16 protein-coding genes, 1 other RNA gene and 1 riboswitch are annotated in these 16,229 nt (G+C 63.3%); of the genes, 4 read left to right on the forward strand and 13 right to left on the reverse strand.

What is annotated here, in order from left to right; translation table 11 throughout:
- Positions 1-5: 5 nt before the first annotated feature.
- From fliGL to rsmI, 13 genes are all read right to left on the reverse strand, one after another.
- Positions 6-1,034: a lateral flagellar motor switch protein FliGL gene (gene fliGL / locus I6L39_RS04240; RefSeq protein WP_104454871.1), complete on the reverse strand. Its 1,029-nt coding sequence runs from the start codon at positions 1,032-1,034 to the stop codon at positions 6-8.
- On the reverse strand, positions 1,021-2,769 hold the full coding sequence (gene fliFL / locus I6L39_RS04245; RefSeq protein WP_104454872.1) for a lateral flagellar M-ring protein FliFL: 1,749 nt from the start codon (positions 2,767-2,769) through the stop codon (positions 1,021-1,023). The genes fliGL and fliFL overlap by 14 nt, the downstream gene beginning before the upstream one ends.
- 9 nt (positions 2,770-2,778) lie before the next feature.
- Complete coding sequence (lfiE, locus tag I6L39_RS04250; RefSeq protein WP_104454873.1) at positions 2,779-3,105, reverse strand: lateral flagellar hook-basal body complex protein LfiE; 327 nt, start codon at positions 3,103-3,105, stop codon at positions 2,779-2,781.
- Between the two features lie 11 nt (positions 3,106-3,116).
- Positions 3,117-4,379 (reverse strand): lateral flagellar response regulator transcription factor LafK, encoded by a 1,263-nt coding sequence (gene lafK / locus I6L39_RS04255; RefSeq protein ID WP_302055608.1) that lies wholly within the window; start codon positions 4,377-4,379, stop codon positions 3,117-3,119.
- A gap of 252 nt (positions 4,380-4,631) precedes the next feature.
- A riboswitch (cyclic di-GMP riboswitch) is annotated at positions 4,632-4,719 on the reverse strand.
- Between the two features lie 194 nt (positions 4,720-4,913).
- On the reverse strand, positions 4,914-6,989 hold the full coding sequence (gene lfhA, locus I6L39_RS04260) for a lateral flagellar biosynthesis protein LfhA (protein ID WP_216991123.1): 2,076 nt from the start codon (positions 6,987-6,989) through the stop codon (positions 4,914-4,916).
- Between the two features lie 3 nt (positions 6,990-6,992).
- Entirely contained in the window at positions 6,993-8,129 is a 1,137-nt protein-coding gene (gene flhB, locus I6L39_RS04265; RefSeq protein WP_216991124.1) for a flagellar biosynthesis protein FlhB, read from the reverse strand.
- Positions 8,126-8,908 carry a lateral flagellar biosynthetic protein LfiR gene (gene lfiR / locus I6L39_RS04270; RefSeq protein WP_216991125.1) on the reverse strand — a complete coding sequence of 261 codons (783 nt, stop codon included), beginning with the start codon at positions 8,906-8,908 and terminating at the stop codon, positions 8,126-8,128. The genes flhB and lfiR overlap by 4 nt, the downstream gene beginning before the upstream one ends.
- Positions 8,905-9,174 (reverse strand): flagellar biosynthesis protein FliQ, encoded by a 270-nt coding sequence (gene fliQ, locus I6L39_RS04275; RefSeq protein ID WP_041211832.1) that lies wholly within the window; start codon positions 9,172-9,174, stop codon positions 8,905-8,907. The genes lfiR and fliQ overlap by 4 nt, the downstream gene beginning before the upstream one ends.
- Position 9,175: 1 nt before the next feature.
- Positions 9,176-9,910 (reverse strand): flagellar type III secretion system pore protein FliP, encoded by a 735-nt coding sequence (gene fliP, locus I6L39_RS04280; protein WP_216991126.1) that lies wholly within the window; start codon positions 9,908-9,910, stop codon positions 9,176-9,178.
- Positions 9,910-10,287, reverse strand: coding sequence for a lateral flagellar motor switch protein LfiN (lfiN, locus tag I6L39_RS04285; protein ID WP_041211834.1), 378 nt, complete (start codon positions 10,285-10,287; stop codon positions 9,910-9,912). The genes fliP and lfiN overlap by 1 nt, the downstream gene beginning before the upstream one ends.
- 7 nt (positions 10,288-10,294) lie before the next feature.
- Positions 10,295-11,167, reverse strand: a complete 873-nt coding sequence (gene lfiM / locus I6L39_RS04290) for a lateral flagellar motor switch protein LfiM (RefSeq protein ID WP_216991127.1) — start codon at positions 11,165-11,167, stop codon at positions 10,295-10,297.
- Positions 11,168-11,396: 229 nt separating this feature from the next.
- An RNA gene (gene rnpB / locus I6L39_RS04295) (RNase P RNA component class A) lies at positions 11,397-11,783 on the reverse strand.
- A gap of 62 nt (positions 11,784-11,845) precedes the next feature.
- Positions 11,846-12,679, reverse strand: a complete 834-nt coding sequence (gene rsmI / locus I6L39_RS04300) for a 16S rRNA (cytidine(1402)-2'-O)-methyltransferase (RefSeq protein WP_042077594.1) — start codon at positions 12,677-12,679, stop codon at positions 11,846-11,848.
- 199 nt (positions 12,680-12,878) lie between these two features.
- On the opposite strand from rsmI, the gene I6L39_RS04305 reads away from it, so the two are divergent.
- The 4 genes from I6L39_RS04305 to dolP are packed head-to-tail and all read left to right on the forward strand — an operon-like array spanning position 12,879 to position 16,165.
- Positions 12,879-14,669 (forward strand): penicillin-binding protein activator, encoded by a 1,791-nt coding sequence (locus I6L39_RS04305; RefSeq protein ID WP_254203732.1) that lies wholly within the window; start codon positions 12,879-12,881, stop codon positions 14,667-14,669.
- Positions 14,587-14,982 (forward strand): YraN family protein, encoded by a 396-nt coding sequence (locus I6L39_RS04310; protein ID WP_216991129.1) that lies wholly within the window; start codon positions 14,587-14,589, stop codon positions 14,980-14,982. Before I6L39_RS04305 ends, I6L39_RS04310 begins: the two co-directional genes overlap by 83 nt.
- 9 nt (positions 14,983-14,991) lie before the next feature.
- Complete coding sequence (locus I6L39_RS04315) at positions 14,992-15,582, forward strand: SIS domain-containing protein (protein WP_010675848.1); 591 nt, start codon at positions 14,992-14,994, stop codon at positions 15,580-15,582.
- A gap of 4 nt (positions 15,583-15,586) precedes the next feature.
- Positions 15,587-16,165 (forward strand): division/outer membrane stress-associated lipid-binding lipoprotein, encoded by a 579-nt coding sequence (gene dolP / locus I6L39_RS04320; protein ID WP_216991130.1) that lies wholly within the window; start codon positions 15,587-15,589, stop codon positions 16,163-16,165.
- The last annotated feature ends 64 nt before the right edge of the window (positions 16,166-16,229 follow it).

A 16,229-nucleotide genomic window follows, 5' to 3' on the forward strand; every position in this document is an offset into this window, starting at 1 on the left:
TCCTGTTAGCTGACGGTGGGCTCTTCGAACAGCTGGAACTCGATCTCGCCCTGCTCCACCAGTTCCCGCACCAGCTTCATCACCTCTTCCCGGGCCTGCTCCACCTTGCGCAGGGAGACGCTGCCCTGATCCTGGATCTGGGCCTCCAGCGCCTGCGCCATTCGCTTCGGCATGGCCCCCAGCACCACCTTGCGGAAACCGGCCTCGGTGTTCTTCAGGGCCAGCGCCAGCAGATCCGCCGGCAGCTCCTGCACCAGGCGCTGCAGGGTGTCGTCGCTCTGGCGACGCAGGGCCATGAAGTCGAACATGTTCTTCTCGATCTCGAGGGCCATCTCGCCATCGTGCTCCCGCAGCAGGGTGAGCATCTGCTCCTTGTTGCCCTGATAGCGGTTGAGGATGTCGGCCACCTGGCGCACCCCGTTGACCTTGGCGCCGGACTGGTCGGCCACATAGGCGAGGCAGCGATCCAGGGTCAGCCGCAGCTCCCCCAGCACGTGCTCGCTGACCGAGCTGAGGCTGGCAACCCGCACCAGCAGATCGTCGTGGACCGAGCCCGGCAGGGCATCGAGCACGGCCGAGGCGGTCTGGGGCGGCAGGAAGGCGAGCAGCACCGCCTGCATCTGGGGGTGTTCGTTGCGGAAGAAGCGGGCCAGCACATCCGCCGGCACCCATTGCAGGCGCTGGATGTCCTGGCTCATCGCATCCCCGTAGAGGCTGTCGAGCAGGCTGCGGGAGAGGCGCTGGCCGAGGGCCAGATCCAGGGTCTGCTCCAGGTATTCCCGGGAGGCGCTGCCGATGCCGCTCTGCTCGCGATACTGGGTGAAGAACTGCTGCAGGGTCCACTTGGCTTCGATCGAGCTCACGCCGGAGAGGCCGGCCATCTTGGAGATGAGGCGCTGCACCTCGTCCCGCGACAGCTTCTGCATCACCTTGGCGGCCGCCTCGGTGCCCATGCTCAGCAGCAGGATGGCGGCCTTCTCGAGGTTGTCGATGTCGATGTCGACCGCGTTCTGATTCAGATTACCGTTGCTCATTGCCGCTCACCCATTGTCTGACCACTTCCGCCACCCGGGCGGTGTCCTTGTCCACCAGCAGTTGCAGGTGCTTGAGCTGGACCTCCAGCTCGGAGCCCGGCTCCGGCAGCGCCTCCAGATCCAGGGAGGAGAACTGGGGCTCCAGCCTGTATTCAGCCTGTTGCAGGCCCTTGCCGGAGGCCGGCACCTCGTGATCCTCATCGCCCTCCCGCCGCATGGCGAGACCGATGCTGGGTTCCTGCTCCTCGTCCGGCTCCTGTCCGGCCTCGGCATCAGGATATTGCTGGGTGCGCACCAGGTGCTTGACCAGGGGACGAATGCCGAAGAACACCAGGGTCAGCCCCAGCAGGCCGCCCACCAGATAGCGCAGGGAATCCTGCCAGTAGGGGGTCTCCAGCCAGCTCGACTCCGGCGGTGTCACCGGCTCGGCACCGGTGAAATCGAACACCTGCAGGCTGATCTGGTCGCCACGGGCGCTGTCGAAGCCCACCGAGCGTTCCACCATCTGGCGGATCTGTTCCAGTTGCTCGGCACTCCAGCCCCCTTTGGGGCCGATCTGCTGATTGAGCAGGATGGAGACGTTCATCCGCTCCAGCCGCCCCTGCTGGTAGCGGGTATGCACTATGGTGCGGCTGTTTTCATACTGCTTGCTGACCTCCTGCCGCTCGGTGCGGGTGTCGTTCTTGGCAGGCTCCTGTGCCTTGTTCTCCTCGGTGGCGGCCTGATCGGTCTGGGGCGCCGTTTCCGGGGGGCGGTTGGAGAGGGCCCCCGGGATGCCGAGGGCCAGGGCATCTATGGTCTTGTCGGACTTGTTGGATTCCTTGGTCACCACACCATTGGGATCCAGCTGCTGCTGGGTCTCCTCCACCGCATTGAAGTTGACGTCTGCGGCGATCTGCACCCGGAAGTTGCCGGTGCCCAGCATGGGATAGAGCATGTCATTGGCGCGTTGGCGGATGTACTGCTCCAGCTTGCGCACGTATTCCATCTGCTGGACGCTCTGCTTGCCGAACCCGGCCTTGTCCCCCAGCTCGGCGCTCAGCAGCTGGCCCGCCTGATCCACCACGGTCACGGCGCCGGGCTTCATGCCGGAGATGCTGCCCGCCACCAGGTTGGCGATCGCCTCCACCTGGCCCGGCTCCATGGATTGCCCGGGTTGCAGATCCAGCATCACGGAGGCGCTGGGCTTCTCCTCGTCACGGCCGACGAACAGGGTCCGCTTCGGGATGGCCAGATGCACCCGGGCACTACGCACCGCGTCGAGGGAGATGATGGTTCTGGCCAGCTCTCCCTCCAGGGCATGGCGGTAGCGCGCTCCTTCCATGAACTCGCTGGTGCCGAGGCCGGTGACATTGTCCAGCCCCTCCAGGCCCGCCGGCATGGCCGCCCGGACCCCCCGCGCCGCCAGCGCCATACGCACGTGGGCCAGCTGGCTCTCCGGCACCAGGATCTGGCCCGAGCTCTTCTCCAGCCGAAAAGGCACCTGCTCCTTCTCCAGCATCTCCATGATGTTGGCGGTGTCGTAGAGCTCCTGCTTGCCGTAGAGGGGCACATAGTTCTTGCTGGAGGTCCAGAGGATCACCACTATGGTGGCGGCGACCACGGCGGCCAGCAGGGCGATGGTGAGGATGGACTTGTTGTCCCGCGACAGGGTGCGCCAGTTGCGCATCCCTTCCTGTACCCGGGCGATCAGGGAGCCGGACGCCCCCGGCGAGGATGATACCAGTTCAGTCATGACCTACCCTCAGAGCGGCATGCGCATGATGTCATCGAAGCCGGTCATCAGTTTGTTGCGCACCTGCATCAGGGCGGAAAAACTGAGGCCTGCCTTCTGGCTGGCCACCATGGCCCCCACCAGATCGTCGCTCTGACCGGCGTCGACGGCGGTCATCAGCCTGGAGGCGATATTCTGCTGCTCGTTAACGCGGCCGACGACGTCGCGCATGGCGTCGCTGAACGAGACGGCAGACGCCTCGTTCGGCTCGATGGAAGGGGTTTGGCTGGCGACTCGCTGCATTTCCTGCATCTGCTGCAGGAGCGTCACCTGTGATGACATCATCTCAATCTTCACTCGGTTATCCCTTAGTTTTGTATCTGCTGCTCGACATCGATGCCCTGCTCGCGCATGGCAGCCAGCTTGTATCTAAGTGCCCGGGTCGTCATCCCGAGGGCCTCGGCCGTGCGTGTCCGGTGACCACGGAAACGGCGCAACGTCTCAAGGACGAATTGAAATTCGGCATACCGCTTGGTCTCGTTGAGCCCCTCCGGGGCCGCGAGCGTCTGCGGCTGCGGGGGATCGGCTTCGGCGGCGTAATGGGGCAGCATCAGATCGACGGCCTGAATATGCAATCCGCGAGCCATAATTAGCGCGCGCTGGATGACGTTATCCAGCTCCCGCACATTGCCCGGCCAGTCGTAGGAGAGCAGCTGCCTGCGCGCACTCTCGCCGAGGCGGTATCCCTGCTGGGGGGCGTGACGCTCGATGAAGTACTCCGCCAGGGGCAGGATGTCGTCCTGCCGCTCCCGCAGGGCGGGCCAGCTCATGGGCAGCACGTCGAGCCGGTAGAAGAGATCCTCGCGAAACGCCCCCCGCAGCACCAGCTCCCTCAGATCCCGGTTGCTGGCGGCGATGATCCGCACATCCAGCGGGATCACCTGGTGGCTGCCCAGCCGCTCGACCTCTTTCTCCTGCAGCACCCGCAGCAGCTTGGCCTGCAGCGCCAGCGGCAGCTCGGAGATCTCGTCGAGCAGCAGGGTGCCGCCCTGGGCCAATTCGAACTTGCCCTGCTGGCTGGCCGTCGCCCCGGTGAAGGCCCCCTTGCTGTGGCCAAAGAGAATGGATTCGAGCATGGCCTCGGGGATGGCCGCACAATTGATGGCCACGAAGGGTTTGGCCGCCCGGCTGGACATCTCGTGGATGTAGCGGGCCAGCCGCTCCTTGCCCGTCCCCGACTCGCCGCCGATGAGGATGGTGGCCGAGGTCTTGGCCGCCCGCCTGGCGAGCTGCAGCACCTGCAGGCTCTGGGGGGAGGTGGCGATCAGGTTGGGGATGGCCTGGCGCAGGCGCAGGGCCCCCCTGACCACATCGAGGATCTGTCGCTGGCTGAAGGGCTTGATGATGTAGTCGATGGCGCCGGCCCGCATGGCCTCGGCCGCCAGATAGGCCTGGTGCTCGTTGACCAGGATGACGCAGTCGGTTCCCGCCAGCGTCTGCACCATGGCAGGCCCGGCCTCGGTCATGACCGCCATGTCGAGCAGGATGAGATCGACGCAATGGTTCGAAATAAATTGTTTGGCCTGCATCACAGAATCCAGACAGGAAATTCGATAGCCGGCATTCAACAATATTTGCCCAATATGGTTTCCATTTGATGACCGTGGGGACACAAATAATAAATTCGCATGGGTTTCAATATCGACCGATATTGAATTTTCCTTGATAGAAATATCAGAAACCATATTATCTCGAACCTGTGATTGCACATGAATCAATCAACAGAACTGACACCTGAAAATTAAGACATACAAAGACAGAGCGGCGCTTCTTAATTGAGCACCTGCCCTATATCTGCATAAAAACAAGGCGAGAATCATGGCCTTGGCAACCCCGCTATCATTAGCATCAATGCTGTTAGACCGGAGGCTTTGCGTCCTGACTTTTCAGTACAGTTTGCCTTTATCATGCGACGACCCGTATTTGGATGGCATGGCTTTGTGATCCTTCAAGCCATGAGACACATCTGACACTTTTTATATTTTATGTTCACTGTCAGTCTGTGTCGCGTCAAAAGCCGTCACATCATAACGGCTTTATATGACAATTCAAGCAGGTATACGGAATAGTATCTTCCTACCGGCAAGAAATAAGGCAATTCAACTTCAGCCCAGGGTCCCAATCACCTCGACCCGCAATTCTTCCGGAATCTCGTTATAAGAGAGCACTTTGAGCCCTTTCGAGAAGGAGCGGGCATAACGGGCGATCAGAGGCCTGAGCTGGGGCATGACCACCAGCACCGGGGCATGGCCCTGCTGCTGCAACTGCTCCTTCACCAGCGGCATGTTCTGCTGCAACTGCGCCAGCAGCTGGGGATCCACCGGGAAGCTGTCCAACTGGATCTTGCCCTGCTGCTGTGACTGGCTCATGGCCGTCAGCAGGGTCTGCTCCAACCGGTCATCCAGGGTGAAGGCCTCCAGCACGTCGCGGGACCCTATCGCCTGTCTGACGATCTGGCGCTTCAGTGCGCAGCGCACATCGGACGCCAGCAGGACGGGATCCTTGGTCAGCTCGCTCGCATCCAGCAAGGTGGTGGCTATGGTGCGGATGTCGGTGAGGCTGATCTGCTCCTTGAGCAGCTGGCGGAAGACCCGCAGTTGCTGCATCTGGGTCAGGGCCAGGTTGAGCTCCTCCGCCAGCCGGGGAGACTGGGTGGCGAGATGCTGGCCCAGCTTGCCCACCTCGTCATGGCCGAACAACCCGTCGAGCTGCTCCCTGAGCAGCTTGCTGGCATGGGTGGCGATGACGGTGGCGGAATCCACCACCGAGTAGCCCAGGTTGAGGGCCTTGGCCTTGTTGTCGGGGGAGATCCAGACCGCGTTCATGCCGTAGGCGGGATCCTGGGTCAGCTCGCCGTCCAGGGCACCATAGGTCTCCCCGCTGCTGATGGCCATCAGCCGCTGGCAATCCACATTGCCCGAGGCCAGGGCGATGCCGGAGAGCTTGATGCGGTACTGATCCGGCTGCAGTTGCAGGTTGTCGCGCACCCGGATCTCGGGCAGCAGGAAGCCATACTGTTCGGAGAGCGTCTTGCGTATGCCGCGCACCCGGGCGAGCAACTCGGCCCCCTTGTCCGCCTCCGCCAGCGGCACCAGCCGGTAACCCAGCTCGATGGCGACGCTGTCCACCGGGGGCAGATCCTGCCAGTCCAGCCCCTGGGGCTCCGGCTGCACCATCTGCCGCGTCAGCGCCTCGGCCGCATCCAGCGCCGGATCCGCCACCCGGCGCTTGCTGACGCTCCAGCCGGTCCAGGCCAGCACGGCGGCAAAGCTGAGGAAGGCCAGCATGGGCATGCCGGGCACCAGGCCCAGGATCAGCATGATGGTCGCCGCCGTATAGATGACCCTGGGCGAGGCCAGGATCTGCTGGCCGACCTGATCCGACATCTCCCCCTCGTCACTCACGCGGGTGACTATGATGGCCGCCGCGGTGGACATCAGCAGGGAGGGGATCTGGGCGACCAGGCCGTCACCTATGGTGAGCAGGGCATAGATACGGAACGCATCGGAGACCGGCAGGGAGTGCTGGAAGATGCCGATGGCCAGCCCCCCCACCAGGTTGATGATGAGCACCAGCAGGCCGGCGATGGCATCACCACGGACGAACTTGGAGGCCCCGTCCATGGCGCCGTAGAAGTCCGCTTCCCGGGCGATCTCTTCCCGCCTTGCCCGGGCCTGGTGCTGATCCAGGGTGCCCGCGTTGAGGTCGGCGTCGATGGCCATCTGCTTGCCCGGCATGGCGTCCAGGGTGAAGCGGGCGGAGACTTCGGAGATCCGCTCTCCCCCCTTGGTGATCACCACGAAGTTGATGATCATCAGGATCACGAAGACCACCAGACCCACCACGTAGTTGCCGCCGATCACCACCTCGCCGAAGGCCTGGATGACCTTGCCGGCAGCCTCATGCCCCTCGTGACCGTGCAGCAGCACCACCCGGGTGGAGGCGACGTTGAGGGACAACCGCATCAGGGTGGCGACCAGCAGCACGGTCGGGAACACGGAGAAGTCGAGCGGTCGGCGCGCCGAGACCGAGACCAGCAGCACCAGCACCGCCAGCACTATGTTGAAGGTGAACAGGGCATCCAGCAGCCAGCCGGGCAGAGGCAGTATCATCATCGCCAGGATGGCCAGCAGCATCATGGGGATAGCTGTATAGGATTGGGTCAATACACGCCAGTTCACAACTTACCTCTCAGGTTGACGTAACTCGGGCGGCACGTGCAAGGGAGCAAGGGGGTTGGGTTTCCTGCCCTTGCCAGCCTCATAGGCCCGTAGCTGCAATACATGGTTCAATACAAAGGCGACCGCGGTGTAGAGACCCGCCGGCACTTCCTGATCCACCCGGGTGGAGTAATAGATGGCCCGGGTCAGCTCGGGCAGGCTCATCACCATCTTGTCGTGCTGCCTGGCCACCTCGCGGATCCGCTCCGCCATGCCGTCCACCCCCTTGGCGATCACATAGGGGGCGTTGGCCCGCTCGGGATCGTACTTGATGGCCACCGCGTAATGGGTCGGGTTCACTATGATGACGTCGGCCTGCGGCACCCGCTGCTCGATGCGGGCCCGCGCCAGCATGCCCTGCACCTGCCGGATCCTGGCCTTGATCTCCGGGCGGCCCTCGGTGTTCTTGTGCTCGTCCTTGACCTCCTGCTTGGTCATCTTCAACTGCTTGTTCAGAGACCAGCGCTGATAGGGCACATCCAGCACGGCGATCAGCATCTGCACACTGCCTAGCAAGATAAATGCCTGGGAGAGGATGCGTAGCGCCTGCTCCATGGCCGCCTGGGGCGGCATGCGGTTCATCATCATCAGGGTGGGCCACTGGTGCTGGAGCATCAGGGCCAGGGTGCCGCCGATCAACAGCACCTTGAGCAGAGACTTCAGCAACTCCATCAGGCTGTGGGTCGAGAACATCCGCTTGAGCCCCTTGAGCGGGTTGAGCTTCTCCCCGCTTGGCATCAGCTTCTTCCAGACCAGCACCATGCCGCCGGGGACGGCGCCGAGCAGGACCAGCAGCAGGGCGAGCAGGCCGAACAGCGGCAGCAGCACCCACAACATGCCGACCAAGGCATCGGCGGTCCACTGGATCATCATCTGGGGATCCCGCGCCCCCTGCCAGTTGAAGCGCTGGGGCTGCTTCATCAGCTCGGCGAAGAAGAGGCCGAAACTTGGCACCATCCACTGCATGGCCAGGCCGCCGATGAGCAGCAGGCCGGCGGAGCTCAGCTCCCTGGAACGCGCTATCTGGCCCTCTTCCCTCGCCTTGCGCCGTTTCTGGGAAGAGGCCTCTTCGGTTTTGTCCTGGGCGCTGTGCTGGCTCATGGGGGCGTCAGCGCCCTGAGCTGGGCCAGCACGTGGCCGACCAGATCCAGATAGCGGGCCGGTACCCCGCTGATGGAGATGGCCATGGTGAGCAGCCCCAGCAGCAGGGTCATGGGGAAGCCCAGGGAGAAGATGTTCAGGGAGGGGGCCGTGCGGTTCAGCACCCCGAAGGTGAGGTTGACCATCAGCATGGCGACCACGGCGGGCAGGGTCAGGATGAGGGCCGCCCCTATGCTCCAGCCAAAGAGCCCGATGACCCCTTTCAGGTCAAGGGCATAGAGCGAGGTACCCGGTGGCCAGGCGCGCAGGCTCTGCACCAGCACGTCCAGGGTCACCAGATGACCGTTGAGGCCGAGGAACAGCAGGGAGCAGAAGATCAGCATGATCTGGCTGACGATGGGGGCCGTGTCCCCGTTGGAGGGGTCGTTCATCACCGCCATCGCCAACCCCATCTGCATGGAGAGGATCTGGCCCGCCATGGTCATCACCATGAACAGCATCTGGATGCAGAGCCCGAACAGCAGGCCGAACAGCAACTGCTCCAGGGTCAGCACCATCATGCCGACGCTGAGGGGATCCAGCACTGGCATCCCCTTCAACATGGGGGCGATCAGCAGGCTGATGATGAAGGCCAGAAAAATGCGCACCTGTGCCGGCACCCGGCCGTCACCGAAGACAGGCATCACCCAGAAGGCGGCCGCGATGCGAATGAAGGGCCACCACCACTGTCCCAGCCAGGCGGTCAGCTCGGCCGCACTGAACGACAGCAGGGAGTTCATCCGATGAGCCCGGGGATCTTCTGGAACAGGTCGGCGAACAGGGTGGTGATCTGCGACAGCAGCCAGTTGCCCGTGAAGATGAGCGTCAGCAGGGTCACGATGAAGCGGGGCAGGAAGCTCAGGGTCTGCTCCTGGATCTGGGTCGCCGCCTGGAAGATGCTGACCACCAGCCCGACGATGAGGCCGGGCACGATCAGCACGGACACCATGATGACCACCAGATTCACGGCGCCCCCCACCAGGGCCACACTCTGCTCGGGCGTCACGTCAGCCTCCGCCACCGAAACTGGCGGCCAGGGTCCCGACCGTCATGGACCAGCCGTCCACCAGCACGAACACCATCAGCTTGAACGGCAACGAGATGATGAGGGGCGAGAGCATCATCATCCCCATGGCCATCAGCACGCTGGCGACCACCAAATCGATGACCAGGAAGGGGATGAACAGCATGAAGCCTATCTGGAAGGCGGTGTTCAGCTCGCTCAGCACGAAGGCCGGCAGCAAGACACCGAACGGGACCTCGGCCTTGCTGAGGGTGGTCGGCTCCCCTGAGATGCGCAGCATCTGCTCCAGATCCGGCTCCCGGGTCTGGGCCAGCATGAACTGGCGCAGCGGTTTCTCGGCCCGGGTCAACCCCTCCGTCAGGGTGATCTCGTTCTGGTCGTAAGGCACGAAGGCGTGCTGGTACATCTCGGTCCAGACCGGCCTCATGATCACCAGGGTCAGGATCAGGCTGATGCCGATCAGCACCCGGTTGGGGGGGCTCTGCTGCAACCCCAGGGCCTGGCGCAGTATGGCCAGCACTATGATGATGCGGGTGAAGCTGGTCATCATCAGCAGCAGGGTCGGCAACAGACCCAGCAGGGTCATGAAGAAGAGGATCTGCAGCTTGATGCTGTAATCCTCGCCCCCGGTCTCGCTTGGGGAGACCGAGAACAACGTCATGTCCGCGCCCCAGCTCGGCAACGCGAACAGCAGCAGGGCTACCGGCAGATACCGCATCAGTCGTTCATGCCGCCCAGCAGCTTGGTGTCGACCACGTCCACCAGACGCAGGCCGTACTTGCCATTCACCACCACCACTTCACCCCTGGCCAGCAGACGGCCATTGACCCGCACATCCAGCGGCTCGCCGGCCAGCTTGTCCAGCTCGATGACGGCCCCCTCTTCCACCTTCATCAGTTCGCCCAGGGCCACCTCGGTGCTGGCCACTTCCAGGGTCACCTTGACCGGGATATGGTGAAAGAAGGAGAGATCCCGCTGCTTGGTGCTGCTGGTGGGCGCCATGTAGTCGGCCGCACTCGGCATGCTGATGTCGTCCCCAAACAGCTGATCCAGGCCATCCAGATCCAGCGGGTCATTCATGTTGTGCTCGTTCACGATTCGACTACTCCTCTACCACCGTTGCGACCTGATACACCAGGCTGCCTTTATGCTCGGCAATGCGTCCATTGAAACAGGGGCGGTGGCCGATCAGGGCCGGCACCACCTCGGGTAAATCCAGCGAGAGCACGTCTCCCACCTTGAGGCACTCCAGATCGGCCAGGGTCATGGACATCTGGCCCATGACCACCCGCAGCCGCACCGGCACCTGGACCAGGGCCTGCTCCAGCTGTGCCTGCTGCACGGTCTGACCGCCGATGCTGAGGGCCTCCTCGGGGGGAGCCAGCCAGAACTGCCAGTCATGCTGACTGCCCCCTGCCAGCATGCCGGCCTGCGCCACCCAGAGCCGGCTCGCCGGCACCGCATCCCGGGTAGTCAGGGTGAGCTGCCAGGCGAGGTCTCCCTGGCCCTGGCAGGCGGACCAGATCTCCACCTGATACTGGCAGAGCCGCAGCAGCAACCGCTGCTCGGTGTCGGTCAATCCCCTGCCATGGATGACCGGGTTTCCCTCGTGTTGCAGAGAGCCCCCGAAAAACAGCACGGCGAGCCGATAGATGACGGCGGGAGCAATGGAGAAGTAGGCAACGCGCTGGGCATCCAGCGGGGTGCGGGCCTCGACCCAGATCAGCGGCTCGTCCCCTTCCTGCGGGAGCGCGGAGGAAAAATCCCGGTAAGCCAGGTCGCAGTCCGCCGCATTGAACAACTGGGCCATGCAGCCCGATACCTGCTGGGAAAAAGAGCCTAGCTGGGCGTTGAGCTGCTTGAGGCGCGCCTGATTGGCGCGTTCAACCCCCAGCAAGTCATATTGAGGAAGGGCTCTGCCACGCTCGGCACAGAGCAACCGGGAAGGTGTGAGCATTACGCCGCTTGATGACATTACAAATCCACCTTTGCCATTTTCATCTCGTCCTGCTGCCATATGGCGACTCTCATCAGGCCGGCCGCGCGATCGATACCAATAGTCCAGCCGATACAGAGCGACCGAAACGGGCGAGAACTTTATTACAAAACCCCAAAAGGCGCCACGCGGGGGCATGGCAAGCCGGAAAATAAAAATCCCGGCACCAGGGGTGCCGGGATTTTTAGGTAATCGCTTACCTGAAGTAGGTCGGAGTCGGCCTGTAAGCCGGGTTCTGTACCGGGTTGCCCCGGGTAGCAATCATTCCTCTAGGCCAGCAATCGCTCGCTGGCTCAAGCAACCTACCCGCCCCCAACGCGGGCCGCGCCAATAGGGGCCTATTTGGTCTTGCTTCGGGTGGAGTTTACCGTGCCACGAACTGTTGCCAGTCGCGCGGTGCGCTCTTACCGCACCCTTTCACCCTTACCTGATCCCTTGCGGGCCATCGGCGGTCTGCTCTCTGTTGCACTGGTCGTAGGCTCGCGCCCCCCAGGCGTTACCTGGCACCCTGCCCTGTGAAGCCCGGACTTTCCTCCCCTCCGCCCGTCTGTCCCGAGGGACACAACGACGAAGCAGCGATTGCCCAGCCAACTCCGAGGCGCGGATTATAGCCTCGTGAAGCGGACGGGGTAAACCGGCAATTCCCGATTACGGCAATTAATGATGCTCGAGACCGTACTTGTAGAGGGCATTCTTCTTCACCCCGTGGATCTCGGCGGTGAGGGCCGCCGCCTTCTTGAGCGGCAGCTCGGCCACCAGCAGCCCCAGGGTGCGGATCGCCTCCGCCGGCAGCTCCTCTTCTTCCTTTCTGGCCCCCGCCACCACCAGCACGATCTCGCCGCGGCAGCGGTTCTCGTCTTCCCCGAGCCAGGCCAGCATCTCGGAGGCGGGCAGCCCGTGAATGGACTCGAAGGTCTTGGTCAGCTCGCGGCACACCACCACCTGGCGCTCCCCCAGGATACGGGCTATGGCCTCCACCGTCTCCTGCACCCGGCGCGGGGATTCGTAGAACACCAGGGAGCGGGTGTCCTCGATCACCGCCTGCAGGCGATCGTCGCGCCCCTTGGCCTTGGCGGGCAGAAAACCCTCGAAGGCGAAGCGGTCGGTGGGCAGGCCGGCCGCCGAGAGCGCCGTGATGGCGGCGCAGGGGCCGGGCAGCGGCACCACCTTGACCCCGGCCTCGCGACAACGGGTGACCAGATGATAACCGGGGTCGCTGATGAGGGGCGTGCCCGCATCGGAGACCAGGGCCACGCTCTTGCCCTCCTTGATCCGGCCGATCAGCACGTCCGCCTTCTGCTGCTCGTTGTGATCGTGCAGGGCGAAGGTCGGCACCGAGATCTGGTAGTGGCCGAGCAGGATGCCGGTATGCCGGGTATCCTCGGCGGCCACCAGATCGACGCGGCGCAGAGTGTCCAATGCTCGCTGGGTGATATCCGCCAGATTGCCGATGGGGGTGGGGACTATATACAGGGTTGGGATGTCACTCATGGGATCTCCGAGCGTCCCGACAATTGTGTCGCCATATTGGCCCGTTTACACTATGGAGAATTTCAACACTGGTCGGGGAATGAACTTGAACCGGGTTACAAAGCAGCTAAGTGTATCACGACTCTTCGGCATCCTACTCGCGGCAGTCCTGCTTGCCGCCTGTGCGTCGGAGCCCAATCAACCTTCCGGACAGCCCGGCATGCCGTCGGCCTTCTCGGATCTGACCAAGAATGCCCAGTGGTATCTGGAGCAGGTGGATCCCGCCAAGCCGGCGGAAGCCTTCGTCTGGCAGGTGATGGCTGCGCGCAGCTACCTGGCCCTCGGCCAGGCCAAGCCGGCTGCCGCCCTGTACCAGCAGTTGCAGAAGCAGGCCCAGAGCCCGGAGCAGCAGGCGCAACTGCAGCTGCTGCAGGCGCACCTGCTGCTCGCCCAGGGCAACGCCAACCAGGCGCTGATCCTGCTGGAGGGCAAACCCGAGGTGGCGCTGGATGCCGATACCCAGAAGGACTGGTACCGCCAGCGCGTGGTGCTGCAACTGGACATCAACAACAAGTTCGGTGCCGCCAAGTCGCTGATCCTGCTGGAGCCCTACCTGGCCAAGAATGAACTGGCCACCAACCATCAGCAGATCTGGTCCCTGCTCAAGAGCATGACTCCCTCCACCCTGCAGGCTCTGGAAGAGGCGCCTGCCCCCGACGTCACCACCGGCTGGCTGCGACTGGCCGCCCTGGTGAACGAATTCGGCGCCCAGCCGAGCCAGCTTGCCCGCCAGCTCGCCGGCTGGAAGCAAGCCTTCCCGAACCATCCGGCCCAGAGCGACATGCCGGCCGGCCTGGGTGATCTCGCCACCACGGATGCAGGCCCCCTGCAGCAGGTCGCCGTCTTCCTGCCCCTCTCCGGCAATCTGGAAGCCCAGGGCGCCGCCATCCGCAACGGCATGCTGATGTCCTACAAGGAGAATCAGGGGCAGTTCACCCTGAACTTCTACGACACCCAGGGCAAGGCGATGGGGGATCTCTACAAGCAGGCGATCCAGGAAGGGGCCAACATGATCATAGGCCCGCTGCTCAAGGATCAGGTCGAGGATCTGCTCAAGTCCAACCCGACCGTGCCCGTGCTGGCGCTGAACGAGCTGGACAAGCCCATCGTCAACGACAACACCTTCTATTTCTCCCTCTCCGCCGCCGCCGATGCGAGCCAGGCCGCGCAGTATCTCTATGGGCAGGGCTATCGCAAGCCGCTGTTGATCGCCGCACAAGGCCGGATCGGCTACAGCAGTATCAAGGCGTTCGAGCAGGCCTGGGCCGGCGTCAGCCAGGAGAAACCCGTGGTTGCCACCTTCGGCGCGCGCAACGAGGTGCAGGGCATGGTCAAGAACGCCCTGAGCGGCCGTTCCACCGCCCGTGCCGGGGAGATAGTCCAGCTGTCCGATGCGACGCCGCGCAGCATAGACGCCGTCTACGTGGTGGCCAACAGCCTGGAAACCCGGATGATCAAGCCCTATGTGGACATCTCGGTCAATCCCATGGGCAGCCTGCCCATCTACAGCAGCGCGCGCGGCTATGACAGCGGCGCGACCGAGGTCGCCTCCGAGCTCAACGGCATGCACATCTCCGAGATGCCGCTGTTGCTGGGCGGCTATGAGAAGCAACGTGAACAGATTGCCCTGCTCTGGCCGCAAACCCAGGGGGACCTGCTGCGCCTGTTCGCCCTCGGCTACGATGCCGTCGGCCTGGCTGGCAACCTGCAGCAGATGCGCAAGCTGAACGCCATGCAGCAACCTGGCATGAGCGGTCAGCTGAGCGTGGATCCTCAGGGCAACATAGTGCGCATGCTGGACTGGGCCACCTACCAGAATGGCCAGCTGGTCAGCGACAGCGCGGTGCCCCAGCTGGAGGACGCGACCCATGAAGAGGCTACTGGCACAACTGCACCAGCAGTGGTTGAACCTGTTGCCATCGGCGGCGACGAACAAGGGACAGCACTTTGAGCAAGTAGCGGAACGCTGGTTGCAGGCCCGTGGCCTGCAACCCGTGACCCGCAACTACCGCTGCCGCGGTGGTGAAATCGACCTCGTCATGCGCCAGGGGGAGACCCTGGTGTTCGTCGAGGTCAGATATCGCGCTCAAGCCAGCCATGGCGGAGCCGCCAGCTCGGTCACCCGGCGCAAGCAGCACAAGATCGTGCTGGCCGCACGCCACTATTTCAAGCAACATGCCATCAACGAGGCCGGCCAGGCCTGTCGATTCGATGTGATCGCGTTCGAGGGTGACCAGCCGGACTGGATCCAGAACGCGTTTTAAGAGGACTCCATGACAGACCCCATCAAAGAGAATTACACCGAGAGCATCCAGACCAAGATCGCCGCCGCAGAGGCGCTGCCGGACGCCATTCACACGGCGGCACAGATGCTGACCATCTGCCTGCTCAACGGCCACAAGGTGATGGCGTGCGGCAATGGCCCCTCCTCCGCGCTGGCACAGCTGTTCATCTCCGAGCTGGTCAACTGCTATGAGACGCCCCGCCCCTCTCTGCCCGGACTGGCCCTGACCCCCGACATGGCCACCATCAGCGCCATCGCCACCGATCACGGTTTCGAAGAGGTGTATGCCAAGCAGATCCGGGCCCTGGGTCAGCCCGGCGACATCCTGGTGGTCATCACCACCACGGGCAACAGCCGCAGCCTGATCAAGGCCGCCGAGGCCGCCCTCTCCCGCGACATGACCATCATAGTGCTGGGTGGCGGAGACGGGGGAGAGATCGCCGGTCTGCTCGGACCCAATGACGTGGAGATCCGCGTGCCGTCCGCCCGCCGCCCTCGCATTCTGGAAGTGAATCTGTTGACCCTGCACTGCCTGTGTGATCTCATCGACCAGACTCTTTTCCCGCAACAGGAAGACTGAAACCATGAAGAAGCCCATTCTCGCATTTGTCCTTCTGACCGGCGCCCTGCTGCTGCAAGGCTGCGCAGCCGTGGTGGTCGGCGGTGCAGCCGGTACCGCCAAGGCGACCGGGGATCGTCGCACCCTGGGCGCCCAGTGGGACGATCAGACCATTGAGCTGAAGGCGGCCAATCTGCTGGCCGACAACAAGCCCCTGAGCGCGGCCAGCAAGATCAGCGTCTACAGCAACAATGGCCGCGTTCTGCTGGTCGGCCAGACACCCTCTGACGCTTACAAGCAGGAGGCGGGCAAGATAGTGGCCCGCATCGAAGGAGTACGCCACGTCTATAACGAGCTGCGTCTCGGCAAGCCGGTCAGCATAGGGGTGCGCAGCAACGACACCTGGATCACCTCCAAGGTGCGGGCCGACATGCTGGGGACCAAGAACTTCGACAGCACCAAGGTCAAGGTCGTCACAGAGAACAGCGAGGTGTTCCTGATCGGTCTGGTGACCCGTCAGGAGGGGGAACAGGCCGTGGAGATCGCACGCCACGTCAGCGGGGTCAAGCAGGTGATCAAGGCCTTCGAGTTCGCCCAGAACTGATCCGGCAGAGGCATATAAAATCTCTGGTCACTCTGAACACCGTACGGCCAGATTGATGATGACA

Source organism: Aeromonas sp. FDAARGOS 1409 (genome assembly GCF_019048705.1).
GTDB classification, from domain to species: Bacteria; Pseudomonadota; Gammaproteobacteria; order Enterobacterales; family Aeromonadaceae; genus Aeromonas; species Aeromonas sanarellii.

Excerpts from the sequence above, each read along its gene's own strand:
- fliGL (WP_104454871.1), bottom strand. The coding sequence starts at position 1,034 with ATGAGCAACGGTAATCTGAATCAGAACGCGGTCGACATCGACATCGAC.
- fliFL (WP_104454872.1), bottom strand. The coding sequence starts at position 2,769 with ATGACTGAACTGGTATCATCCTCGCCGGGGGCGTCCGGCTCCCTGATC.
- flhB (WP_216991124.1), bottom strand. The coding sequence starts at position 8,129 with ATGAGCCAGCACAGCGCCCAGGACAAAACCGAAGAGGCCTCTTCCCAG.
- lfiR (WP_216991125.1), bottom strand. The coding sequence starts at position 8,908 with ATGAACTCCCTGCTGTCGTTCAGTGCGGCCGAGCTGACCGCCTGGCTG.
- fliP (WP_216991126.1), bottom strand. The coding sequence starts at position 9,910 with ATGCGGTATCTGCCGGTAGCCCTGCTGCTGTTCGCGTTGCCGAGCTGG.
- lfiM (WP_216991127.1), bottom strand. The coding sequence starts at position 11,167 with ATGTCATCAAGCGGCGTAATGCTCACACCTTCCCGGTTGCTCTGTGCC.
- rsmI (WP_042077594.1), bottom strand. The coding sequence starts at position 12,679 with ATGAGTGACATCCCAACCCTGTATATAGTCCCCACCCCCATCGGCAAT.
- I6L39_RS04305 (WP_254203732.1), top strand. The coding sequence starts at position 12,879 with ATGCCGTCGGCCTTCTCGGATCTGACCAAGAATGCCCAGTGGTATCTG.
- I6L39_RS04310 (WP_216991129.1), top strand. The coding sequence starts at position 14,587 with ATGAAGAGGCTACTGGCACAACTGCACCAGCAGTGGTTGAACCTGTTG.
- I6L39_RS04315 (WP_010675848.1), top strand. The coding sequence starts at position 14,992 with ATGACAGACCCCATCAAAGAGAATTACACCGAGAGCATCCAGACCAAG.
- dolP (WP_216991130.1), top strand. The coding sequence starts at position 15,587 with ATGAAGAAGCCCATTCTCGCATTTGTCCTTCTGACCGGCGCCCTGCTG.